22 protein-coding genes are annotated in these 24,080 nt (G+C 63.7%); 12 read left to right on the top strand and 10 right to left on the bottom strand.

Annotation, left to right across the window (positions count from 1 at the left end; genetic code table 11):
* Positions 1–255: 255 nt before the first annotated feature.
* Positions 256–750: a MarR family winged helix-turn-helix transcriptional regulator gene (locus ACQR1H_RS00195; protein ID WP_434886951.1), complete on the bottom strand. Its 495-nt coding sequence runs from the start codon at positions 748–750 to the stop codon at positions 256–258.
* A 349-nt stretch (positions 751–1,099) separates the two neighbouring features.
* Between ACQR1H_RS00195 and ACQR1H_RS00190 the strand changes: the two genes are divergently transcribed.
* Positions 1,100–2,014 (top strand): MBL fold metallo-hydrolase, encoded by a 915-nt coding sequence (locus tag ACQR1H_RS00190; RefSeq protein WP_316218434.1) that lies wholly within the window; start codon positions 1,100–1,102, stop codon positions 2,012–2,014.
* A 796-nt stretch (positions 2,015–2,810) separates the two neighbouring features.
* Here ACQR1H_RS00190 and ACQR1H_RS00185 read toward each other — a convergent pair.
* The 7 genes from ACQR1H_RS00185 to ACQR1H_RS00155 form a co-directional block, all read right to left on the bottom strand.
* Positions 2,811–3,527, bottom strand: coding sequence for an SDR family oxidoreductase (locus ACQR1H_RS00185; RefSeq protein WP_315802397.1), 717 nt, complete (start codon positions 3,525–3,527; stop codon positions 2,811–2,813).
* Positions 3,524–4,384, bottom strand: coding sequence for an ATP-binding cassette domain-containing protein (locus ACQR1H_RS00180; protein ID WP_434898276.1), 861 nt, complete (start codon positions 4,382–4,384; stop codon positions 3,524–3,526). The genes ACQR1H_RS00185 and ACQR1H_RS00180 overlap by 4 nt, the downstream gene beginning before the upstream one ends.
* Positions 4,381–5,256 (bottom strand): ABC transporter ATP-binding protein, encoded by an 876-nt coding sequence (locus ACQR1H_RS00175; protein WP_434847601.1) that lies wholly within the window; start codon positions 5,254–5,256, stop codon positions 4,381–4,383. The genes ACQR1H_RS00180 and ACQR1H_RS00175 overlap by 4 nt, the downstream gene beginning before the upstream one ends.
* Positions 5,253–6,143: an ABC transporter permease gene (locus ACQR1H_RS00170; protein WP_315802394.1), complete on the bottom strand. Its 891-nt coding sequence runs from the start codon at positions 6,141–6,143 to the stop codon at positions 5,253–5,255. The genes ACQR1H_RS00175 and ACQR1H_RS00170 overlap by 4 nt, the downstream gene beginning before the upstream one ends.
* Positions 6,136–7,143 carry an ABC transporter permease gene (locus ACQR1H_RS00165; RefSeq protein ID WP_434906944.1) on the bottom strand — a complete coding sequence of 336 codons (1,008 nt, stop codon included), beginning with the start codon at positions 7,141–7,143 and terminating at the stop codon, positions 6,136–6,138. Before ACQR1H_RS00165 ends, ACQR1H_RS00170 begins: the two co-directional genes overlap by 8 nt.
* Before the next feature lie 14 nt (positions 7,144–7,157).
* On the bottom strand, positions 7,158–8,699 hold the full coding sequence (locus tag ACQR1H_RS00160; RefSeq protein WP_434906943.1) for an ABC transporter substrate-binding protein: 1,542 nt from the start codon (positions 8,697–8,699) through the stop codon (positions 7,158–7,160).
* A gap of 78 nt (positions 8,700–8,777) precedes the next feature.
* On the bottom strand, positions 8,778–10,010 hold the full coding sequence (locus ACQR1H_RS00155; RefSeq protein ID WP_434906942.1) for a dienelactone hydrolase family protein: 1,233 nt from the start codon (positions 10,008–10,010) through the stop codon (positions 8,778–8,780).
* A 159-nt stretch (positions 10,011–10,169) separates the two neighbouring features.
* Between ACQR1H_RS00155 and ACQR1H_RS00150 the strand changes: the two genes are divergently transcribed.
* The 7 genes from ACQR1H_RS00150 to ACQR1H_RS00120 all read left to right on the top strand — a co-directional run bounded on the left by ACQR1H_RS00150 (position 10,170) and on the right by ACQR1H_RS00120 (position 16,821).
* A complete protein-coding gene (locus ACQR1H_RS00150; protein ID WP_316178409.1) occupies positions 10,170–10,811 on the top strand; it encodes a helix-turn-helix domain-containing protein in 642 nt (213 codons plus the stop codon).
* Between the two features lie 401 nt (positions 10,812–11,212).
* A complete protein-coding gene (locus ACQR1H_RS00145) occupies positions 11,213–11,461 on the top strand; it encodes a hypothetical protein (protein WP_315802389.1) in 249 nt (82 codons plus the stop codon).
* 468 nt (positions 11,462–11,929) lie between these two features.
* Positions 11,930–13,189: an ABC transporter substrate-binding protein gene (locus ACQR1H_RS00140; protein ID WP_315802388.1), complete on the top strand. Its 1,260-nt coding sequence runs from the start codon at positions 11,930–11,932 to the stop codon at positions 13,187–13,189.
* A gap of 55 nt (positions 13,190–13,244) precedes the next feature.
* The gene (locus ACQR1H_RS00135; protein ID WP_315802387.1) at positions 13,245–14,141 is read left to right on the top strand and encodes a carbohydrate ABC transporter permease; all 897 of its coding nucleotides are present in this window, start codon (positions 13,245–13,247) and stop codon (positions 14,139–14,141) included.
* Entirely contained in the window at positions 14,138–15,031 is an 894-nt protein-coding gene (locus ACQR1H_RS00130; RefSeq protein WP_315802386.1) for a carbohydrate ABC transporter permease, read from the top strand. The genes ACQR1H_RS00135 and ACQR1H_RS00130 overlap by 4 nt, the downstream gene beginning before the upstream one ends.
* 2 nt (positions 15,032–15,033) lie before the next feature.
* Positions 15,034–16,140, top strand: a complete 1,107-nt coding sequence (locus tag ACQR1H_RS00125) for an ABC transporter ATP-binding protein (protein ID WP_315802385.1) — start codon at positions 15,034–15,036, stop codon at positions 16,138–16,140.
* A gap of 210 nt (positions 16,141–16,350) precedes the next feature.
* Positions 16,351–16,821, top strand: a complete 471-nt coding sequence (locus ACQR1H_RS00120) for a universal stress protein (RefSeq protein WP_315802384.1) — start codon at positions 16,351–16,353, stop codon at positions 16,819–16,821.
* A gap of 291 nt (positions 16,822–17,112) precedes the next feature.
* On the opposite strand, the gene ACQR1H_RS00115 is transcribed toward ACQR1H_RS00120, so the two are convergent.
* Together ACQR1H_RS00115 and ACQR1H_RS00110 are read right to left on the bottom strand one after the other, a co-directional pair.
* The gene (locus tag ACQR1H_RS00115) at positions 17,113–17,505 is read right to left on the bottom strand and encodes a flavodoxin family protein (RefSeq protein ID WP_315802383.1); all 393 of its coding nucleotides are present in this window, start codon (positions 17,503–17,505) and stop codon (positions 17,113–17,115) included.
* A 37-nt stretch (positions 17,506–17,542) separates the two neighbouring features.
* Positions 17,543–17,911 (bottom strand): CapA family protein, encoded by a 369-nt coding sequence (locus ACQR1H_RS00110; RefSeq protein ID WP_315802382.1) that lies wholly within the window; start codon positions 17,909–17,911, stop codon positions 17,543–17,545.
* A gap of 212 nt (positions 17,912–18,123) precedes the next feature.
* Between ACQR1H_RS00110 and ACQR1H_RS00105 the strand changes: the two genes are divergently transcribed.
* The 4 genes from ACQR1H_RS00105 (at position 18,124) to ACQR1H_RS00090 (ending at position 24,049) form a co-directional block, all read left to right on the top strand.
* Entirely contained in the window at positions 18,124–19,308 is a 1,185-nt protein-coding gene (locus ACQR1H_RS00105) for a hypothetical protein (RefSeq protein WP_315802381.1), read from the top strand.
* Between the two features lie 113 nt (positions 19,309–19,421).
* Entirely contained in the window at positions 19,422–20,597 is a 1,176-nt protein-coding gene (locus ACQR1H_RS00100; RefSeq protein WP_434906941.1) for a hypothetical protein, read from the top strand.
* Positions 20,598–20,656: 59 nt separating this feature from the next.
* Positions 20,657–23,131 carry a hypothetical protein gene (locus ACQR1H_RS00095; protein WP_434906940.1) on the top strand — a complete coding sequence of 825 codons (2,475 nt, stop codon included), beginning with the start codon at positions 20,657–20,659 and terminating at the stop codon, positions 23,129–23,131.
* 93 nt (positions 23,132–23,224) lie between these two features.
* Positions 23,225–24,049, top strand: a complete 825-nt coding sequence (locus ACQR1H_RS00090) for a DsbA family protein (protein WP_315802378.1) — start codon at positions 23,225–23,227, stop codon at positions 24,047–24,049.
* The last annotated feature ends 31 nt before the right edge of the window (positions 24,050–24,080 follow it).

Raw genomic sequence — 24,080 nt, 5'->3', positions numbered from 1 at the left:
CTGCGAGTTTGGCGACGTCGTTCCAGTTGCTCGCTCAAGCGTGCTGCGGCCAATGCTGCTGAAACCTCTTTCGGACAAACCCAACGACTATACCGGCGGATTGACGATGATCATCGATGCGATCGCCGCAATTTCCTCGAGCTCATGACGTTTTCGGGCGCGCCCCCTGCATTGCCCGCATGCGCTGAACTCGCCTCCAGCTGGCGTCGGTTCGACTAATGGCAGCAGCCGGGGGTCATGACGGCATCGAATACCCTATTCGACGATATCTTCTTCGCCGCCAGCGGCTGCCTGCAGATCAGTGAGCTCCGTAGCTCGTTCCGAGAGTCTCCTCAGCAGCATGTCCAATATATGTGCGTCTTCATCGCTCAGACACGCTGCCAAATCTCTATTGTACGCCTTGGTTATCCGTTGCGCCTGCTCGTACAGGGCCTGTCCAGTGTCCGTCAGCGAAAGTGCCAAACGTCGCTTATTTTTGGGGAGCCTTGTCTTCGCAATGATTCCGCTGCCCACGAGCCTACCAACCCCTCTACTTGCAGGCTCCAGCTCGATGTCGGCGACTTCGGCGAGTTCGCTCAGGCTCATGCCAGGACGTTGCGCGACGTAAGCAAGAATGCGCCAGTCGCGCCGACCGATCCCCAACTCCCGCCGTAGCATGATGCCCGCGCCCCGCGCGGCGAGCTTTCCAAGATTATAGATACGAAACGCGAGATACTCGTCAATGTTTGACGGATCCTTCAAATTGCTCATGACGTTCCGGCTGAGGGTGGAGGATGGCGGATGAGGTGACGTTTTCGAAACATACCGTCGTTTGACAATCTCCAACAGCAGCATTGTGCATCGCAGAACACATTTGATTTGGTCAAACGTTCGTCGACCATTGACGCTGAGCCGAAAGACACACATCAACGATCGAGCCGCGTCCCTAAATGGACCAAGCTGATCAGAGTGGCGACGGCCACAGGCCCCCCTGCTATCAGCAACCTCGAAAATGTTCGGTGTTCAGATGCAAGCAATCGAAACTGGCATAGTGAGACTAGTTGCCTCTACAATTGCGGCCTGTGTTCTGCTGTGGGGAAATCCCTCCGCGGCAGATGAGATGAAGGTGACTTTGCTCGGAACCGGCACACCGACTCCACGGATCGGAAGCTTCAGTGCGTCAACACTCGTCGAAGCCGGACCCGAGAAATTGCTGTTTGATATGGGGCGGGGCTCGACCATTCGCCTCTTCCAGAAGCGAATTCCGCTCGGCGCCATCACCGCTCATTTCATCACGCATCTCCACTCCGACCATATTGTCGGCTTGCCTGATATGTGGCTCAGCGGCTGGATCGGAACGCCCTGGGCCTCACGAAAATCACCGATGGTGATCTTCGGGCCGGCCGGAACCGTCGCAATGACGCAAAACCTGACCAAGGCGTTCTCGGAGGATATTCGCATTCGCGAGGATGACGAACATCTGCCGCCGGAAGGCGTGGCATTTAATGCGCACGACATTCAGCCCGGACTCGTCTATGAGAAGGGCGGCGTGAAGGTCACGGCGATTGAGGTCAACCACGGTGAGAAGATCAAGCCAGCCTTCGGCTACGTGATCGAGTACGGCGGCAAGAAAGTCGTTCTATCGGGTGACACCAAATATGACGAGCGAATCGTGAACGCCGCGAAAGGCGCCGATCTGCTGGTTCACGAGGTCGCAATCATCGAACCTGATCTCGTGAAGGATTATCCCTCTTATCGTGCTATCGAAGCCCATCACACTTCACCAGAGGAAGCCGGGCGGATCTTCTCGCTCGCAAAGCCGAAGCTGGCGGTCTATTCGCATGTCGTATTCGCGACGGTGAAGCCGGTGCAGGATGTGCCCGAGGAGGCGCTGCTTCGGCGCACCCGCGCGACGTACCAGGGTCCATTAGTCATCGGACACGACCTGATGTCCTTTTCCGTCGGAGACGGCGTGTCGTCCTATAGTCCAGATGGGGAGCCCATGAAGCCGTTGATGGGCGATGGCCAGCGCTGATAACCACACTTGGTGACGATCTGACTGTGAAATTGCTTGGGGAACTATCCTCCCTCTGAAACTCAGATGCGAGCGCTGCGCTCATGTCCCGTGGGCAAAGGCGCGTGTTATCGCCCGCTGCGCGTATTCTCATTGAACGGTGATCCCCGCCGACAAAGGCTCTGAATGTTGGCGTTCGGGACAAGCGCGAGCTGCACGAACTCGTTACGGGCCTCACTAGGCGTATTTGACTTCCGGGGCATGCCGCACCTCCATTTTTGGGGTGACAAGCTCGGCGGGTGAGCCAGGGGCTTCAATCAATCTGACCTTAGGCGGGCAACGCCTGGTCTATACCGGGCCTCAAGCAGCCGCCCTCGTTCACGACGCCTTGGTTCGATCTGCTCCCATAGGGCAGCGTTCCTTCCGCGCTGCGCTACGATGACCTTTTCGAGCTTGGCAAAAGGCGCGTTCCCCAACAAATGGCGGACGTCACCCAGTTCCTGCAACCTGCCTAGGGGCCGGCCGTCTTCGGAGAAGCGAGTAACGGCAGACTGTCGCACTTCGGCCACGCTCTCGGGCCGCTCCCTGGCCTTTACGTACGCCTGGCAGGCTTCAAAGGAAACCGGTGCCTCGGGAAGCCAATGCCAGTCGTCTCAGTCTCCTGGGCCCGCGCTGGGGCCTGTCACCTATAGTTTTCGGGATCGGAAGAACTGACGCCTCGTCGCGGCAGAAATCTCGGTTCCAGGCCTCGCGCGCTCTGCCGCGTCGACCTTCTCGCGTCGCTGCTCCGGGTGCGACTTTTATCAGGGCGTTCGTGCTAGCCCGACGCCAATTGCTTTTCCACCGCCTTGTGATCCTGCGCGAGGCCGGCGGCGATGCCCTTGGCCATGTCGCCGACATAGATGTCCTCCTCGCCGGTCTCGTAGCCGTCGAGAATTTCCTTGGCGGCCTCGGCCGGCGTCATCTTCGGGATCGGCAGGCCGGCCGTCATGCGCGTGTCGACGGCACCGGGCAGCGCGCCGGCGACGTGGACGCCCTTCGGCGTCAGTTCGCCGCGCAGTCCTTGCGTGAGGCTCAGCGCCGCGGCCTTCGAGGCGCAATAGGAGCCCATCAGCGGCAGGTTCACCCGCGCCAGGATGGTCAGGATGTTGAGCACGGCCCCCTGGTTCTTGATCAGCACCGGCGCGAAGGCGCGCGTCAGCCGCAGCGGCGCGAGGTAGTTGATCTCGATCTCCTCCGTGGCGATGGCGAGATCGGGCGCGAGCATGAACGCAGTGTTGTGATTGACGCCGGCATTGTTGATCAGCAGCGTCGCGTCGGAAGCCTGTGCGGCGGCGGCTGCCGCGTCCCCATCGCTGGTGACGTCGAGCTTCAACGGCACGACCCTGTCGGACGCCGTGAGCGCGGAGACGTCGCGGGCGGCGGCATAGATCTTCGCAGCGCCGCGGGCGAGCAGTTCGGCGATGAGCGCCTTCGCGATGGCGCCGGTGGCGCCGGTGATGACGACGACGGAGTCCTTGATCGAAGCACTCATGCGGCTGATCCCTGCTGCTGGGGTTGCTCACGGGGCGAGGTGTCGTCGAGCCAGCCCGGCTCGACATCGGGGAGCGGAATGGCGGCCAGGAGCTGGCGCGTATAGGCGTGTTGCGGATGGGAGAAGATGCGGCCGACCGGGCCGTGCTCGACCACCTCGCCGCCCTTGAGAATGGCGACCTCGTCGCAGAGCACGCGGATCACTGAGAGATCATGGCTGATGAAGACCACGGTCAGCCCGAGCCTGGCGCGCAGCTCCTTCAACAGCATCAGGATGTGCGCCTGGGTCGAGACGTCGAGCCCGGAGACGATCTCGTCGGCGACGATGAAGTCCGGCTGCAGCGCCAGCGCGCGTGCGATGCCGGCGCGCTGGCGCTGGCCGCCGGAGAGCTCGTGCGGATAACGGTCGACGAAGGCTGTCGGCAGGCCGACGAGATCGAGCAGCGCGGCGGCGCGGTCGCGGCGATCGCGCCGGCCTTTCAACTGTCCATAGACCTCGAGCTGGCGCGTCAAGGTGACCGCGAGCGGCAGGCGCGGATTGAGCGAGGATTGCGGATCCTGGAAGATCATCTGGATGCGCGCGCGCAAGGGGCGCAGCGCGGCTTCGGACAGACGGCTGATCTCGACGCCGTCGAACTGGAGGCCGCCAGAAGTCGGCTCCAGCAGCCGCACCAGCAGCCGGCCCAGTGTGGTCTTGCCCGAACCGGATTCGCCGACGAGGCCGAGCACCGCGCCGCGCGGAACGGCGAGATCGACCGACTTGATGACGTCACGCATCACAGGCTTGCCGAACAGCGAAGTCGACCGCGCCGGATAGGCGAAGCCGAGCTGGCCGGTGCGCAGCAGGATCTCGCTCATGCCGGCCTCCTCGCCGCGAGCTGATCGAGCCGGTGCGCCTCCGCCCACAGGCTTTCGATCAGCGCCGGTGGCACCGGCCTCAAGCTGTCCGCCGGACGGTCGGCGCGCGGCGTCGCCGCCAGCAGCGCGCGCGTGTAGGCATGATGCGGCTTCACCAGCACGTCCGACGTCAATCCATCCTCGAGCACGCGGCCGGCATGCAGCACGGTCATGCTGCGGCAGATTTTTGCGACGACGCCGAGATCGTGGGTGACGAACAGGATCGCCGCGCCGTGGCGCTGGCGCATCCGCTCGACCAGCTGCAGCACCTGGCGCTGCACGGTGACGTCGAGCGCGGTGGTCGGCTCGTCGGCGATGACCAGCGACGGATCGCAGGCGAAGGCCATCGCGATCAGCACGCGCTGGCGCATGCCGCCGGAGAGCTCGTGCGGATAGAGTGCGAGGACGCCAGCGGGATCGCGGATCGCGACCTCGCTCAGCAGCTCGGCGGCGCGATCGCGCGCGGCACGCTTCGACAGCTTCAGATGCAGCTGCAACACCGCGCATATCTGCGCGCCGATACGCCGGACCGGGTTGAGCGACGTCATCGGATCCTGCGGGATCAGCGCGATGCGCCGTCCCAGCAGGTCGCGGCGCTGCTTGTCCGGCATCGCCAGGAGGTCGCGCCCCTCGAAGCTCACGCGGCCGGCCGTGATGGCGGCCTTCGCCGGCAGCAGGCCGAAGATGGTGCGGCCGACCATCGACTTGCCGGCACCGGATTCGCCGACGAGCCCGCGGACCTCGCCGGCCTCGACGCGCAAGGAGACGCCGCGCAGCACATTGGCGGCGCCGATCGCGACGTGGAGATTGTCGATGTCGAGCACGGCACTCATCGGCGCTGCACCGGATCGAGCGCGGCGCGCAGGCCGTCGCCGAGCAGGTTGAAGCCGATCACGCTGACGATGACGGCGCCGATCGGCAGCGCCATGATCCAGGGCGCCTGGTAGACGATCTGCCGTCCCTCGGTGATCATGCCGCCCCAGCTCGCGGTGTCGCCGGTGACGGAGATGCCGACGAAGGACAGGATGACCTCGACCAGGATAGCTATGCCCATCTCGACCGCCAGCAACGTGACGATCAGCGGCACGAGGTTGGGCAGGATCTCGAGCCGCAGCGCCTGCGCGCGGGTGAGGCCGAGCACCCGGGCCGCGGCGGCGTAGTCGCGCGCAAGCTGGGCCTGCGTTTCGGCTCTGGTGATGCGGGCGAAGCGGGTCCAGTCGACGACCACGATCGCAGCAATGACCGAGGTGAGGCCGGCGCCGATGACGGCGGCGAGCACGATCGACAGCAGCACCGGCGGGAACGCCATCCAGACGTCGATCAGCCGCGACACCAGCTGATCGATCCAGCCGCCGAAGGCGCCGGCAATCAGGCCGAGTGCGATGCCGATGACCGCAGCGAGCAGCGAGGCGATCAGCGCGACGGAGACCGCAGTACGCGCGGAATATATCAGGCGCGACAGCACGCAGCGGCCGAGGCTGTCGGTGCCCAACGGAAACGCCGCCTCGCCGCCGCGCATGAAGGCCGGCGGCAGCTGCGCCGACATCAGATCCTGCTCGGCCGGATCATGCGGCGCGATGACCGGGGCGAACAGCGCGATGAGCAGCAGCAGCGCCACAAGGCCGCCGCCGATCCACAGCCGCGCGCCGCCGCGTGAGAGAGCGCTGCGCCAGCGCGACGGCTGGGCCGTGATCGGGCCAGAAAGAACCAGGTCAACCATGGCGCAGCCTCGGATCGAGCAGCGCCACCAGCAGGTCGACGGCGAGGTTGAGAGCGATGAACAGGACGGCGAAGGTCAGGATCAGCCCCTGGATCAGCGGGAAGTCGCGGTTGATGACGGCATCGATCGCCATGTTGCCGATGCCCTCGTAGGAGAAGATGCGCTCGACCAGCACGGTGCCGCCGAGCAGCAGGGTGATCTGCACGCCTGAGAGCGCGACCGTCGGGATCAGCGCGTTGGGGAACACCTCGCGCTGCAGGATCGTGGTGCGCGAAAATCCGCGGGTGCGGGCGATCTGGGCGTAGTCCTGGTCCTCGGCCTCTGCGAGCTGCGCCTTGAGGAGACGCGCGACCAGCGCGGCGAAGGGCAGCGCGAGCGCCAGCGACGGCAGCAACATATGGCGCAAGAGATCGGCGGCGAGGTCGAGGCGCAGGGTGAGCAGGCTCTCGATCAGATAGAAGTGGGTGCGGAAGGCCACGGCAAGCTGCGGATCGAGCCGGCCGGAAATCGGCAGCAGCGGCAGCAGCACGCCGAAGCCGAGCAGCAGGATCAGGGCCCACAGGAAATCAGGAATGGCGAGAAAGAAGCCGTTGGCGGTGTCGAGCAGCCATTCGGCGCGGGTGCCGCGCGTGAGGCTGCCGACCAGCGCCACGGCTCCGCCCATCACGAGCGCCATGATCACCGAGAGCGCTGCGAGCTCAAGGGTCGCCGGCAGCCGCGCGCTGACCAATTCGAACACCTGCTGGCGCAGGCTGATCGAGCGGCCGAAATCGCCCGACGCGACTTGGCCAAGCCAGGTGATGAACTGCGACAGCAGCGGCTGATCGAGGCCGTAGAGCGCGCGCAGCCGTGCAATGTCGGCCGGCGAGGCGCCGGGCGGGATCATCATCGCGATGGGATCGCCGGGCACCACGCGCAGCAGCACGAACACGATGGCGCCGACGCCGAGCAGGGTCGGCGGGATCAGAGCGAGGCGCTTGAGAATGGCGCTCCAGCGCATCGCCCGACTCCGTCTCAGCCCTGGGTCACGAGCTGCGGCAGGATCATGCCGTTGGCCTGCGGCACCACCTTGAGGCCCTTCTTGTGCGCGATCGGCTGGACGTATTGCAGCAGCGGGATCACCTCACCCTCTTCGGCGATGTATTTGTCGACCGCTTTCCAGCCGGCGATGCGCTTGGCCTCGTCCTTCTCGCCCCACAAGGGCCCGATGCGCTCGATCAGGTCCTTGCCCTTCCAGGCCGAATGCGGCGACGGGCCGAACATCGCAAAGCCGGTCGAGGTCGTGGGATCGCCGATCGCGTTGCCCCAATTGTAGAACGCCGCCGGCGCCAGCGCGTGGCGGGCGCGCAGCTCGAAATGCTGCGCGATCTCGTAGACCTCGATGTTGGCCTCGATGCCGACCTTGCGCCACATGCCGGCGATCGCCTGGACCATTTCGTAGTCCTTCGGCTTGAAGCCGCGCGTGGTCTGGATGGTGAACTTGACCGGCTTAGCGGCCGAGTAGCCGCTCTGGGCGAGCAGGCTCTTGGCGAGCTCCGGATCATAGGCGACCTTGATCGAGGGATCGAAGGCGGCGTAGCCCGGAGCTTCCAAGGTATCGATCGGCACGCCATAGCCGCGCAGCAGCTTGTCGACGATCGCCTTCTTGTCGATGGCGTGGTTGGCGGCGAGCCTGATGTTGCGGTCGAGCATCGGATCGATGTCGGTGAGGAAGATCATTCCGATGTCGGAGATCGGCTGCGTCAGGCCTGCCAAATTCGGCTTGGCCTTGAGGCGGTCGAACTCTTCATAGGGAATCTCGAAGGTGATGTCGGAGCCACCGGACTCGATCTCGGCGACGCGGCTGGTCGGATCGGTGACGAACTTGAAGACGACGGTCTCGAACGCCGGCTTCGGCCCCCAATAGCCGGGATGCGCCTTCAGCCGCAGGAACGCGTTGCGCTCGAAGGCATCGACCTTGTACGGGCCGGAGCCGATCGGCGCCTTCTCAAAGCCCTCCGCGCCGACCTTCTCGTAATAGGCCTTGGGCAGCACGTAGCCGGTGAGGAACGCCATCCATTTGAACAGCACCGGCTCGAACTCTACCACGTCGGCCGTGATGGTCTGGCCGTCGATCTTGAAGTTGTTGATCTTCGACCAGACGAACTGGATCGGGTTGCCGCCCTTCGGATCGGCGGCGCGGGTCAGCGACCACACCACGTCCTCCGGCGTCACCTTGGAGCCGTCATGCCAGGTCGCGTCGGAGCGCAGCTCCATCGTGACCTTGGTGCGGTCCTCGTTCCAGCCCCACTTCGTCAAGAGGCCCGGCTTGAACGAGAGATCGGCGGCCTGGCCGATATAGGGATCGAAGATGGCCTGGTAGATCGACTGGATGGTCGGATTGACCGCCGAGACGCCGACGGTCGGATCGAACGACGGCAGGTTGACGTTGTAGGCGATGGTCAGCGTGCCCGGCGCGGCACTGGCGGGGCGCAGCGGCAGGCCGGTGGCGAGTGGCAACGCAGCTGCGCCTGCGAGCTGCAACATCGTACGACGAGAGATCTGATGGTCACGCATGGTGATGCAACTCCGCATGGACGAAGGACGATGAGCGAAGAGAAGCGACGTCCCTGCCGACGCCGCCGGACGAATTGATCAGTTCGGCGCGCTCTCGGCCCAGCGCTTCATCAGCGTGTTCGAGGGCAGGGATTCGTCGACCAGCTTCTTCGCCGTCTCGATGCCGGCGACCGGGAGCTTCGCCGGATCGAGCAGGCCGATCTGCACCAGCACCGAGGCCTGATCCCAGTAGATGTGCTCGTTGTAGAGCTTGTCGCCGCGGAAGCGGACGATCGCAACCAGCGGAATCTCGACATATTTGCCGGTCGGCGGGATGCCGGGCAGCATCCAGTCGATCTCGATGTCGTGGGTGAAGCAGAACAGCATCTCGTCGACGACGCGGTCGGCGCCGATGGTGCGCGAGATCGGCACCAGCTTGGTGTCCGCCGGCGTCTTCGGAATGAAATGGTTGGCGTAGAACCTCAAGAGATCCTTGTAGCCGACGCCGCCGGTCATGGTCGGGATGTGGTTGACGTAGGGCTCGGCGACCATGGTGCCCATCGTCGCCTCCGCCGAGCGGGTGGCGAATTCGAGCTCGGTGTGACGGTCCCACAGCGACGACAGATCGTAGTGCGGGCCGAGCACTTTCCGGAACAGCGCGATCGAGCGCGAATGCGCCATCAGGGTCGCCGGCTTGTCGAAGCTGGCGCGCTCCGGCGCGGCGAAGGCGTGGTCGCAGCCTGGATAGAGATAGAACTCGGCATCGTCGCGGCCGGCAAAGCCGGCCTTGACCGCCTCGCGCGCCTCGGCGGGCGCGAACTTGTCGAGCTCGGCGAAGTGGAAGACGATCGGGCCCTTGATGTTCTTGGCCTCGTCGATATCGGCCTCGATGCCAACGCCATAATAGGAGACGACGCAATCGACGTCGGTGCGGGCGGCGGTGAGATAAGCGAGCTTGCCGCCGAGGCAGAAGCCGAGCGCGCCGACCTTGCCCCTGCACTCGGGACGCGCGCGCAGCACCTTCAGCGCGTCGGCCGTGTCCTTGATCGCGAGATTGACGTCGAAGCGCTGGTAGTAGCCGAAGGCTTTACCGAAATCCGCCTCACCATAGCCGAGCTCGATGCCCGGCTCGAAGCGCCAGAACAGGTCCGGCGCCAGCACCACATACCCTTCCTCAGCATAATAGTCGGCGACCGCGCGCATCGAGGCGTTGACGCCGAAGATCTCCTGCAGGAGCACGATGCCGGGACCGGAGCCTGACGCGGGCACCGCGAGATAGCCCTTGAACGTGCCGCCATCGGCGGCGGCGATGTCGATCCACTGACCAGCCACTGTCGTGCTCCCCGGTTCTGCCGGCCGACGTCCACGGTGACGCCGCGCCTGATGTGTTTTCTTCATTGAATTTTTAATGTAAAAACGTTGGATGTAAACAGCAGAGATTGAGCATGCGCTGCACACGCATTGTGCGGAGCGGCATCGGGAGACGGGCTATTGAAGAGGACGACGAGCGCTGGGGCGAGGCGCAAGACCGTGGCGGTGAAGGCGAGAGTGGCGGGCGGCAAGGCGCGGTCACGGTCAGAGGCGGCTCGCGATGAGGCCGAGAGCGGCAGCAAAGGCGACGCGAAGGGAGCGTGGCATCTTGCGCGCAGTGACACCGAGCGACGGCTGTCCGACTTTGAATTCGCGCTGGAGCGGCTGGCCCAGTCCTATTATCGCTGGAAGGCTTCCTGCCTCGCCGCCGTTTGCGAGGTGCCGCTGACCGGCGACGATGTCGCCGTCCTCAATGTCGTACGCATGGGCGACGAGCCGAAGCGGCTCGCCGAGGTTGGCCAACTGCTCAACCGCGTCGACGTGCCCAATCTGCAATATGCGACGCGCAAGCTGGTCCGCGCCGGGCTGATCGAGACCGAAGGCCGTTCCTCACGCAAGGAGACACGCTACCGCGCCACGACACGCGGCCGCGCCGTCACCGAGGATTATGCGGCCTTGCGCGCGGCAACCCTGCCGCCGATGTTCGACGGCCTACCCGGCTGGATCGACGGCTGCGCCGCGACAGCGGCTCAGCTTGACCAGATGGCGGGGCTGTACGGCCAGGCGACGCGCATCGCGATCACGAGGCGGCACCAGTCCTGACCCGCCTCAGCGCAATATTTCGACCTTGGACCGCTATGTCGCGACTGTGGACGCGCTGAGGCCGTTCATTTGAGCGCCCCATCTCTGGAGGCTAGATGGACGGAGAGAGAACAGGCCTTTGCCCGCAGCCTCCGGTCGTGTGGGGCACGACAGGGGCGAAAGACCAGAAATGAGATCAATGGCTTGCGCACCCCTCCTTCTATTGAGGCGCCTTGATCTCAAATGGGAAATTTTAGCGGCGCCCGCACCGTCCAATGGTTGGGCTGGGCTAGGACGACCCGCCAAAGCCACGGCCTCAGGATCACAACCGCGCCCAAGGGGGAGGCGCGGAACCATCTCCAATTCCACGCCATTGATGCCAACAGGCAAACAAGCGCATCCCGCAAAACGAGAAAACGACCATGAGAGACGATCCATCGCTCCCGCCGTTCATCTATGAAGGGCTCTATCCTGCCGAGGACAAGAAGACCGCCTTTGGCTCCTTCGCTGGTCTCGTAAAGCAGGCTGCGAAGCAGGTGCGCAGCGCCGTGGAGTCCGGGCGCAAGCCAGGCATGCCGCTCAGCGTCCTAAGCAACGCCGCCCGCCGGGCCCCGCTTGCTTCTCTGCTGTTCGCGTTCCTTCTGGGCGCTTCGATAGCCCGCCGAAGGTGAATGCCACCAGCATGGGACGTAGCCCCTGCCCGTCCGCGCACGACTCTCCAACTGCCGGCAAGCGAAGCGCAACCAGACGACGATCTTGGCCCCGAGATCGTCCGGCTCTTCTGAGTTTCGCCTTGAACGCTATGCTTCCGCGCTGACGGACGCCCGAACGCCGAGGTGCAACGTGCCGGTGATCCGATATTGCAGGATCGCTGTTGCTGACCGTGCCGGTTCACCAGCTATCTTTCCAAACGTCCTCTTTTAGAGAGTCTGCTTCAGCAGATCTGAAGGCTCAACACCCAGCGCGACAGCCAGGGCTTGGACGTTGTCGAGTTGCTGCCGATCTACCAGCTCTCAAGCGACCGTCGACATTGTTGACGCAGGTCAACGCTCTTGGCGATGGACATGTCAGCTTTCCACAACTTCAGGTCAATCGAGACCAAACTTTAACGAGAAGCGAGAAGGATGAGGAGACTTCCCATGCGGCTCGGCGGTCATACTGCAGCACTAGGCATGTTGCTTGGCGTCCTCGCCTTCCCCAGCGTCTGCCAGGCCGGCGGCACCGTCGAGGTGCTGCACTGGTGGACATCCGGTGGCGAAGCCAAGGCGATCGCCACGCTGAAGAGCGCCTTCGAAGCCCAAGGCGGCAAATGGATCGATTCTCCAGTCGCTGGCGGGGGTGGCGACGCCGCCATGACCGCCTTGCGAGCGCGCGTTGTTGCCGGCAATCCGCCGAGCGCGGTCCAACTCAAAGGACCGAATATCCAGGAATGGGCGCGCCAGGGCGTACTCACCGATATCGATGCGGTCGCTCGGGCGGAAAAGTGGGACGAGCTGCTGCCGCCGGTGCTTGCGTCGATCATGAAGTTCGACGGCAAATACGTGGCCGCCCCCGTCAACATCCATCGGGTCAACTGGATCTGGGCCAACCCGGCGGTGCTTGCCAAAGCGGGCGTCTTGCCGCCGACAACCTGGGACGAGTTCAACGCCGCAGCGGACAAGCTCAAAGCCGCGGGGATCACGCCGCTGGCGCATGGTGGCCAGCCATGGCAGGACGCGACCTTGTTCGAGACGGTCGTGCTCGGGTTGGGTGGCGCGGATTTCTATCGCAAAGCGCTGGTCGAACTCGACGAAAAAGCGATCACCAGCAGCACGATGATCAAGGTGTTCGACCAGATGCGCAAGCTGCGTTCCTATGTCAGCCCGGATTTCTCCGGCCGCGACTGGAACCTCGCCACGGCCACCATCATGAACGGCCAGGCTGGCTTCCAGCTGATGGGAGATTGGGCGAAAGGCGAGTTCGTGGCGGCCGGAAAAGTGGCTGGCCAGGATTTCTTGTGCATTCCGGCGCCGGGCCTGCCGGGCTTCATCTTGAATTCGGACAGCATCGCGATGTTCAAGGTGAACGGTGTCGACAAGCTGGAGGGTCAGAAGGTGCTTGCCAGCCTGATCATGTCGGAGGGTTTCCAAGAGACGTTCAGCCTCAACAAGGGGTCGATCCCCGCACGGCTCGGCGTGCCGCGCGACAAGTTCGATTCCTGCGCGCGGAAATCGATGGACGATCTGGCTGCGGACACCAAGGCGAATACCCTGGTTCCAAGCATGGCGCATGAAATGGCGGTGTCGCGTTCGGTACGCGGCGAGATCCTGGACGTCGTGACCAACCATTTCAATTCGGACATGAGCTCGCAGGACGCTGTCAAACGATTGATGGAGGCGATCAGGCGCGCGAGGTCATAAGACGAACGGCGCTGCCGTCTGCAGCGCCTCATGTCCGTCGAGCAGTACCATCGCCATGCCCCACGCAGCGCTCCATCGATTCCTGCGACGTGTCGACACTTGGCTGCCGCGCCTGGTCATAAGTCCGTCCGGCGCGGCCGTGTTCGTGTTCGTGTATCTGTTCATTGCCTGGACGATCTACATCTCGTTCACCCGGTCCAGCGTCCTGCCCGATTACAGCTTTGCCGGGCTCGTCCAATACGCGCGGCTGTGGGCGACGCCGCGCTGGTATGTGGCGATCGCCAACCTGTTCATCTTCACCACCCTGTTCATGGGCGGCTGCACCGTTATCGGCATCATGCTGGCGATCCTGCTCGACCAGCGCATCCGCGTCGAAGGCGTGATCCGCACCATCTATCTCTACCCGATGGCATTGTCGTTCATTGTCACCGGCACCGCCTGGAAATGGATCCTCAACCCTGGTCTCGGACTGGAAAAGATGGTGCAGTCGCTCGGCGTCACGAGCTTTCGCTTCGACTGGCTGGTCAATCCGGACATGGCAATCTACACCGTCGTGATTGCCGGCATCTGGCAATCTTCCGGCTATGCCATGGCGCTATTTCTCGCGGGCCTGCGCTCGATCGACGACGATGTTCTCAAGGCCGCGGCGGTCGATGGTGCCGGTCCGTTCCGCCTCTATATCCAGCTCGTGCTGCCGATGCTGCGGCCGATCTTTCTGTCAGTATTTGTCGTGCTGAGCCATCTCGCGATCAAGAGCTTCGACCTCGTCATTGCATTGACGAACGGCGGGCCAGGCTATGCGACCGATATGCCTGCGACCTTCATGTACTCGTTCGCATTCCAGCGCAGCGAGCTCGGGACCGCGGCGGCGAGCGCAACCATGATGCTGGCGACCGTGGTGGCGATCATGGTGCCATATCTATGGTCCGAGCTGCGGACGGAGCGCCAATGATCCGCTCGCGCGCGCCCGGCATCGTCCGCCCGACCGGTATCCGAACCACGGTGCTGCGCGGCGTCCTGTTCGCGATCCTCGGCCTGTTCGTTCTCTACTACCTGCTGCCACTGCTGGTGATGGTGGCGACATCATTGAAGTCGCTCGCGGAGATCCGTACCGGATCGCTGATCAGCCTTCCACGCGCCGTCACCTTCGAGGCGTGGCCGAAAGCCTGGGAATCCGCCTGTGTCGGGGTACGCTGCGCCGGTCTCAAGCCCTATCTCTGGAATTCGGTTCTGATGGTCGTTCCGTCGGTATGCCTCTCCACCATGCTTGGCGCCGTCAACGGCTATACCCTGGCGAAGTGGCGGTTTCCCGGCTCAGAGACGTTGTTCGGGTTGATCCTGTTCGGCGCCTTTATTCCCTTTCAGGTCGTTCTGGTGCCGATGGCGCGTACCCTCGGCATCCTCGATCTGGCCGGCACCATTCCCGGACTGGTGCTGGTCCACGTGATCTATGGAATTCCGTTCACGACGCTGTTCTTCCGCAACTTCTTCGTCACCGTCTCGGACGGCATCATGAATGCGGCCAAGATCGACGGCGCGGGCTTCTTCCGGATCTTCTTCCAGGTCGTGCTCCCGCTCGCGCCGTCGACCATCGTGGTGACCGTGATCTGGCAGTTCACCCAGATCTGGAACGACTATCTGTTTGGAGTGGCCTTCACGGCCGGCGACAGCAACCCGGTCACGGTTGCGCTGAACAATCTGGTCGCGACCTCGACGGGCGTCAAGGAATACAATGTCGACATGGCGGCGGCCATCATCGCTGCTCTGCCCACGCTGGCCGTCTATATCATCGCCGGAAACTATTTCTTGCGCGGGCTCTCCGCTGGTGCCGTGAAAGGTTGACCGTGGCTTCTGTATGTCTCGACAAGGTCTACAAGCAATTCGGCGCAACTGCGGTGCTCGACGGCATCGACCTCGAAATCGCCGATGGCGAATTCGTCGTGCTGGTCGGGCCTTCGGGCTGCGGCAAGTCGACCCTGCTCAACGTTGTGGCCGGGCTCGAGACATTGTCGGAAGGCCGGGTCCGGATCGGCGACCGGATCGTCGATGATGTACCGCCAAAGGATCGAAACATCGCAATGGTGTTTCAGTCCTATTCGCTCTATCCGACCAAGACCGTCCGCGACAACATCCTGTTCGGGATGGTGACGCGGCGAATCCCGGAGGTGCAGCAGCAGCAGGCTCTCGCGCGCGTGACCGAACTGCTGCATATTGAGCAGCTACTGCAGCGCAAGCCCGGCCAGCTATCCGGCGGACAGCGCCAGCGCGTCGCCATGGGACGGGCGCTGGTGCGCGAGCCCGATGTTTTTCTGTTCGACGAGCCTTTGTCCAATCTCGATGCCAAGCTGCGGGTGGAGATGCGCACCGAGATCAAGAAGCTGCACGCCCGGCTCGGGCAGACCATCATCTATGTCACTCATGATCAGGTGGAGGCGATGACGCTGGCTTCACGCATCGCCGTGATGGACAATGGGCGGATCCGTCAGTTCGCCGCGCCGGAAACCGTCTATGAGCAGCCGGCGGACCTGTTCGTTGCAGGTTTCATGGGCTCGCCGGCGATGAACCTGGTGCCGGCACGCGTCGTTCAGGGTGATGGAATCTGGCTCGAAGTGGAAGACGCGCGCGGCAATGTGCGACTTGCCGTTCCGCCGGGAGCGTCAGCCTCGATTGGCGCTCATGTCGGGCGCCATCTGAAACTGGGACTCCGGCCGGAAATCATCACCCGTCAGGGCACCCAGAAGCCGAGCGGGTTGCTCTGCACGTTCCAACGTCCAGTCGATGTGGTCGAACCGACCGGACCCGATACCATGATCGTGTTCGATCTGGGCGGTGTAGAGATGATCGCGCGCGTCCACCCCGAGGACAAGGCGCCTGTCGGCAGCCTCTATTCTTTCGAGGTCAACATGGACAAGGCGAAGCTGTTCGATCCCGACTCCGGCAAGCGGGTCTGACACCCCTCCGGCTGGATGCAGGACCAGCCTTGGTGTTGGAGCTTGATGGAAATCAACCTCCCCGCCTGCAAGATCGAAACAATAGCAGCCTGTCATCACGGTTGCTGCAAGTGCCTACGCTTTCTTTAGCGGCTCCGCTTTGCGGCACGCGGAGCTGTGGTCGAGAACTGCATCGGTCGGGCCGCAATGGTTTCACAGTCAGGATGCCGCATGCATAAACATATTCTAATCCCGACGGACGGCTCGACGTTGTCGCAGGCTGCGGTTGAGTACGGCATCGCCCTCGCCAAGTCGGCTAGCGCCAAGGTCACGATATTGACCGTATCCCCCCCCTTCCACACCTTTGCCGTTGAGCCGGCAATGGTCACGGACACGCCGGCGCAGTACGCGAAGCAGGTCGCGGCCCTTGCCACGAAGTACCTCGATGCGGCCAAGGAGGTCGCGTTGGCCGCTGGCGTCGGCTGCGAGGCCGTGCATGTCGAACATGATCATCCTTATCTGGCCATAGTCGACATGGCGAAAGCGAGGTCATGCGACCTGATCGTCATGGCATCGCACGGCAGGCGCGGGATCACCGCCATCATGCTCGGAAGCGAAACGAACAAAGTACTGACACACAGCAACGTGCCGGTGCTTGTCGTTCGCCCGCCGGACCGGCCGTTCGTCTCCGTCGAATCCTGAACTCGACCGCTTCTGCGGCCGAGGTATGACTGCTCGCGTCTCATGGATGCTGCGCCGGGCAATGCCGAAGCATCCCAGGATCTCGCCGAGACGGTCACCGTCTCAAGATGACACCCGCCAAGACAGACGGCCGGCGCTCACACCCTTGCCGAGCGCACTTTCGATGCCCACCGGCGTCCAATATCTTGCACGCCGGTTGACACACCTCGCCGCAGCCCAACCGTATCGCGGAGCGATCTGCTCGGCGCGCTTCGCTGAAATGTCGCAGGCTGCCTATCAGCACGCAGCCATTCAGGCCGCAGTTGGCGCCGCTCTTTCACGCTGCTCGGCCAGACTGCGCTGCAGGGCCTCCGCAAACATTACGACCTTCGCTTGGTACGTAGCCGATGCGACCTCACGTGCCGTGATTGCGAGACATCCGACTGGAGGCTTGCCCGCGAGTTCCTGCATCTGGCCGAAGGCTCTGTCGCTGCCTGCCCCGCCCAGCGTACAAAAGAACGCCACCGCAGGAAGTCTTGACCTGCTTGCCAGCAGGAAGGCGCGGACGGGCGACGAAAGCGACCAGGCCCACACCGGCGTGCCGACAACAACGAGATCATAGCTCGATGGATCCTTGGCTATCGTAGCAATGCGCGATGGGACCTGCCGTCGCGCTTCGATCACCGATCGTACATAATCACGCATCCCTCTCCGGCTTACGGCCTCGACGATCTCTTCGCTGTCACAGCTCAGCGCTGTCCAGGCCGGCGTAGCCCCAGTCGAGCACGTGGTTATTGGCCAGGACACAGCGGTCGATTCCTGCTGCGATGAGGCAGTCCGCGTTCTCTGGGCTCATGCGGTAGTTGATGCCCTTGTGAGCCCCGTCGTTACTGTGGGTCACGGCCGTTTCGAGATTGACGATCCGTGCATCCGGCTGCATGCGCGCGAGTTCGTCCAGGGCGGCGCCCCAGATGTAGGATGGTGCATTGCGCCGCGAAATGGGGCCGCTCGCCTGCTCGGCAAGGACCACATAATCCTCGGCCGACCGCGAGGCCTGCTGCTCAATGAGCTTCCGAGATGCGTCAGATGAAGCTGGACGGGTCGCAGTCATCGTCAGCGCGAAGGCGAAGGATCTTGGAGGGTCGAATTCGGGTCCGCTGCGACGGGCGGTTTCGCCCCGCTGTCTTCGGGGCCACGCGTACAAGGAAAGCTGAAGGCGCCGTCGTCGATGACGTGACGAGCATGCCGCGTCGATTGAGGCATCTCAATTTCAATAGATTGGACTTTGCCTAAGCTGGAGGTATCCGGGCTGGGACGACGACGATGACATTTCCCACGGGCTGGTGGATCCAAGGTGTCGCCATCATGGCGGCAGTCGCGCTGCTCGGCTCCTCTGCGCGCGCAGGATGCAGCTTCGAGGACGTTGCCAACGCGTTCTGCGGAACGCTCAAGGCAACATCGGACTGCAAGTCTGTTTGCGAGGATGACGCATCCTGCGCTGCCGCGGTCGCACTTGAAATAGCTCTTGCGGGGGTCGCCCTCGAAGGATCGGACACCGGAAAAGGACAAGGGCTGGTCGATCAATTCTGCGCGGAAGCCAAAGTGAAGGGAAAGGATATCGTCGGTGCGCTGAACACGATATTCGGCAATGCAATCGCGAAGGAAGTGCTCGGCGATTTGTCAACTGAGCTCGCAGCCGTGGGCTCAGCTGCCAAGGTTGTGCAGTGCGCCTGTGAAACGGAGCAGAGCACGAATTCGATCGGCGCCGATATCGGCGCGTGCATTCAAGATGCGTTGTGCGGGGGGCTGGGGATCGGCTGCAATTGCTCGCGGCCACCGCCTCAGATGGCTTATTGCGGATCGGTCGACGTCAAGCATTGCCAGACGGAAGGTCACTTCGATCAGATGAAGGACCCCGCCTGCGTTCCCTACAGCTCGATTGCGAACTGCAATGACAAGTGGCAGAAGTGCGGCTACGGCGACAATATCCCAACGGTGGAGAGGATTGAGTCGGCGGAGGGAACGCTGGCCGTTCAACTACCTCCCACGCAAGAGGATACGGGCTGTGACCCGGTCATATCTTGCTTTTGTCCCAAGCCGATGGTGCCGGCCTGGCACGAGATCTCCAATCCGAACAGCGACGTGCATCGCTGGCTATTCGCCTGCGATTGTCCATATGAGGCCAACAATCCGGATCATCAAACACACCCAGGCCCGATCCTACCGAGCGGCTTGTCTCAGTGCCTCTGCGACAACACGGGTAAGCCGGCGAACCTGGGTTTTGCGCCGTTCGGCATGTGTCCGCCGCCGGCGTGCCCCGCGGGACAGACGCGTATGGGCCTGACTGGTGCGTGTGTGACACCGTGCTCCGATCCAACCCAGGGCATGGCGTTTGATGGCAGTTGCTGTAATCCCGCGCAGATGACGTCCTGCGGGCAATGTTGTCCGGTGGGCACGATACCTGACCCGAACAGCGGCACCTGTGTGCCGAAGCAGGCGGTGAAATGAGATTGGCGTCGTGACGCCACGGCCGGCACGATCGGCCGTCTATCGATTGACGCATCTCAAATTCAATGGACGCGGGTTCGGTTATCTCTATCGGGCCAAGTCAGTGGCGGGCGATGGTCATGCAACTTCGAGGAAGTTGGTGGTTCCACGGCGCAGCGATCGCCGCCGCAATGCTGCTGTTAGCGTCGCCGGCGCGAGCAGGCTGCAACCCAAGCGACATATTCAATGCTGCCAAACAGACGGTGGGCGGACTGTCGAGTTGCGCGGATGCCTGCGCGGACGGAGCTGGGTGCGCTGCGGCGGCTGCAGCCACCGGGGTCCTCACCGAGGTCGCCGGCGCTGCGGGGCAAGGCGCGGTCAACTCGTTCTGCAGCAAAGTACAGGGAAACCTCACCCAGATCCTCGCCCAACTGCAGTCGGCGGGCGGCTCGAAGATTGGACAGGGCCTGCTCGGGGAGCTCGCCAATGTGCTGTCCGCCGTCGGTTCGCCCGCGAAGGTCATGCAATGCGCCTGCTCAACCGAGCAGGGGGCGGGTTCCCTTGGCTCGGACATCGGGCAATGCATGGAGGACGCGCTGTGCTGGCTTCAGGAAGAGATTGGTCTCGGCGCTTGCGATTGCACGCGACCACCGCCCCGTTTCGCCAATTGCGCTGCCATCGACCTGAAGAAGTGTGAAGGCAAGGATTTCCTCACCAGAATGCATGACCCTGCATGTGTTGCGCCCGGCTCGATCGGCCACTCCATCCCGAGCTGCCAGAGCACGGGGAGCTACATGGAGCCGTGGCAGCCGACATTGGCATGCACGACGACTGCCGAGGGAACACTCATCGAGCAGTTGCCCCCTTCCGCTGAGGGTACAGGTTGCGAAGGAGTGCAGTATTGCTTCTGCCCGTCGCCGATGAAGGCTGACTGGCAGGAAGTCCCCAATCCTGATTCAGGCGATCATCGATACGCCTTCGCGTGCGAGTGCCCGGACGGCACGCATCCCGGCGCCATGATGCCGAGCGGGATCTCGTCATGTCTGTGTGACAACACGAACCAGCCCGCCAACTTGGGCTTTGCGCCGTTCGGCATGTGTCCGCCGCCGGCGTGCCCCACCGGACAGGTTCGCATCGGCGGCATCGGCGACTGCATCACGCCATGCGCCGATCCGAGCCAAGGCATGGCGTTCGATGGGAGTTGCTGCAATCCGGCCCAGATGACCTCCTGCGGGCAATGCTGCCCGCCGGACACCATCCCCGACCCGAAGAGCGGCACCTGCGTTCCGCGACCTGAGCCCCCGAAATGAGGCGACAGAGCATCATGGAATATTGTCGTCATACCTCGTTGGCTATCGCCGCCCGTGCGATGCTGCGCATCGTCATCGTGTCGAGCTTGGCACTCGCGCTCGTCAGCACGGCATCGGCTCAGGCCCCCCGGAGCATCTACGCGCCGGGCCAGGCGGTCGTCACCGGCTTCTCCGGCAGTCTGCGTCCGTTCGAGATCGAGCCCGGCCAGGACCCCGATCTGAACTCCTTCATTAATCCAGACGGACCGTCGCTGCGCGTCGTTGATCTCAGCCGCATGGGCGGGCCGCCGGAAGCACAGGTGGTCGGCGCTCCGAAACCGTTCACGGTGAGCGCGAAGTGGATCGGACAGGTGTTCGGTGTTGCGCTGGACGACCAGTCGCCCCCCAACATCTATGTCGCGGCGACATCGGCCTATGGGCTGCCCATCGTCGCACCCGGATCGGATGGCAAGCCGCAGCACATCAGATCCGGGAGGACCGGTGCAGTCTTCATGCCGGCACAGTGGGGCCCCGGAGGAGGCCCTGGGTCGATCTGGAAGATCAACGGCCTTACCGGCGAGGTGAAGCTATTTGCGAACGTCCTCACTGAGGGAAAGGCGAACTCGGGCGCAGCGCTCGGCGCGCTCGCGTATGATTCTGCCACGAAGTCGCTGTTCGTCGCCGACCGCGAGACCGGCCTGATCCATCGCCTCGACCCGAACGGCGCGGATCTCGGCGTCTACGATCACGGCACCGCCGGCACGGCCGCCGTCGGGCTTGCGCCGATGCCCGCTGCTGGCGGGGCCGGCATTAATCTCGCGAGCCCACAGTTTGATAGCGCCCGCCCCGAGACCTGGGGCTATGCCGCGACGGCACGGCGCGTGTTCGGTCTCGCGATACGCGATCGTCGTCTCTATTACGCTGTCGCCGACGGACTGCGCATCTGGTCGGTCGGCCTCAAGCCGGATGGTTCGTTCGGCTCGGACATCAGGATCGAGGTCGCAGTGCCACCCGCGGCCGGCCCGACCGAAATCTCGCGCATCACCTTCGATGATGCAGGGCGGATGTATCTTGCCGAGCGGCCGGCGCCGACTGGCGCGCAGGATTTCGAGGCGCTGTCGGCGCCATCGATCGGTCGCGCGCTGCGCTATACCATGATCGGCGTCACCGAGGCCCAACAGCCGATCTGGCAGGCCGTGCCGGACGAATATGCGGTGGGCTTCCCCGAGACCTTCCGCAACGACAATGGCGGCGTCGCCATCGGCTACAGCTACGATGAGCGCGGCAACATCAATCCCCGCTCCTGCGGCGGCTTCGTCTGGATCACCGGAGAACAGTTGCGCTACACGACCGACCCCAAGCTCTCCGCAGAGCTTGGTCACACGGACATGCTCGCAATCGACGGCCTGCAGGGAAATCCAGCTTGGCGCATCCGTCGTGGCGATGCGCCGCCGCGGATGAGCTATTTCATCGATTATGCCGATGCGCCGCCCGATCTGTCGGCCCGGGGGCATCTGGGAGACATTGCTATCCTGCGGATCTGCGCGGAGCAGCCGGCGGAGCTGCTCCCGGGCCCGCTCCCGGCCGGCGTGCCGCTGCCACCGCCGAGTTTCCGCGCCTGTCAGACGCATGTGTGCGGTCCCCCGGGTTTCCCGGTCTGTCCGATCAATCAGGTGTGGAGCAAGGGCGCTTGCGCGTCGAACTGCGCGCCGCCTGAAATCCTCCTGGGCGGCAGGTGCTGTTCACCTGCCGACCTCGGACCCGGCGGTGCCTGTTCGAGCGGCTCGATTCCATCGACTGACATTGCCAAACCGATGTGCGGGGTCACCCAGACGGCGATCGGCCCCAAGCAGGAGTGCTGCAACAACGATCACATCTATTCCGGTCCGGGTGGCGTTCAGGCTTGCTGCCTGAGCGCTCTCGTGAATGGCGTTTGCGAGCCCTCCATTCCGAAAATCCCAAACGGAAAGTGCCCGGATTGCTGTTCGCCCGGCTATGTGAAGATCGCGGGCAAATGCTGCCTGAAAAGCCAGGCGACTTCGAAAGGGGTTTGCTGTCCGATCGGACAGACGCCGAGCGCCGACGGGACACAGTGCCAGCCAACGTTCAAGATTCCCAAGATCTCGCTTTGCTGTGCCGCAGGCTACGTCCCGACCGCGGCGGGCAAGTGCTGCGCGACCGCAAACCTGACGACGAGCGGCGAGTGCTGTCCGGCCGCCGTCAATCCGAAGGATCGCTCGCGATGTGTTGCGCCAGCCCAGAAGAAGTCCGTTCCGCAAGAGCCCTGCGCCGCGGGCAAAGTTCGCGACGACGAGGGCGTTTGCGTGGCGCGAAAACCCTCGCCTGTGCCTGTCGTGCCCGGGCCGTCACCGCGACGTCCCTCGATACCCAAGGTTCCAGACAAGCGCGCGCCGTCTAACACAGGCCCGATCACCTGCCCGCCCGGCATGGTTCCCGGGCCACTCGGCAAGCGCTGCTGGCCGGCCGCACGTGGTCGCATTGCGCCGCTTGCGCCTCGCTGGACTGCACCACCGCCGCTCGAGAGAGGTCGCTAGGAGCTTTGTGTGGTGCCGATGATGATGCAGTGCTCGCTTGTCGTGGTGAAGAACACGAGTGGAAGGAACTGAGGGATGATTGGAGTAACTGACATGCCGAAGCTCTCGCGCATTCGTATTCGTGCCATCACAGCAGTCACGCTCGTTGCCGCGGCGATCGCCGTACCCAGGACAGCCCAGGCTGAGTGGCAGCGCGCGGACATCGACCAGGCGATCCAGCAATATCTCGCCGCGCACCCGGAAGCCCTGGGGCCGGCAATCGAGAAATACCTGGCTGATCACCCGGAGGCGGTGCGCACTGCCCTGATGGCGCTGATTGCCAAGCGCAACGCTGTCGCCCAGACCGCGCCCGCGGCTGCGGCGGCCAGCGTCAAGCAGGCGATCAGTGACAACGCCAAGGCGCTGTACAACGCGCCGTTGCAGACGACACTCGGCGCCGCTGACGGCACCAGGACGGTGGTCGAATTTTACGACTTCAACTGCGGCTATTGCCGCAAGGCGCTCGGCGACACCCTTGCGCTGATCGCCGACGAACCGAACGTGCGCATCGTGCTCAAAGAGCTTCCGATTCTCGGGCCGGACTCCGTCGAAGCCGCGAAGGTCGCGATCGCGCTGCAGATGCATCATCCCAGTGCCGGGGAATCCCTGGAGTTTCATCGCCGCCTGCTGGCGAAGAAGGGAAGGGTCGATCGTGCCGCGGCGCTTGAGGTGGCCGCAGATCTCGGCTTCAACGCAGGCGAGATCGAGAAGGATGCGGCGAGCGTCGAGGTGAACGAGGCCCTGCAGCAGAACACGCGCCTTGCCTCGGCGCTCGGCATCAATGGCACGCCGGGTTATGTCGTCGGCGACAGCATAGTCCCCGGGGCGGTCGGGGCCGCAGGGCTGAAGGCACACCTCTCGGCTGTGAAGGAACCATAGCGCGCGAGCGGCCGAGGCTTGGCACCAGCTC

The organism is Bradyrhizobium sp. HKCCYLRH2015, from assembly GCF_051168215.1.
GTDB lineage: Bacteria > Pseudomonadota > Alphaproteobacteria > Rhizobiales > Xanthobacteraceae > Bradyrhizobium.
This window is presented reverse-complemented; position numbering and strand designations above follow the sequence as displayed.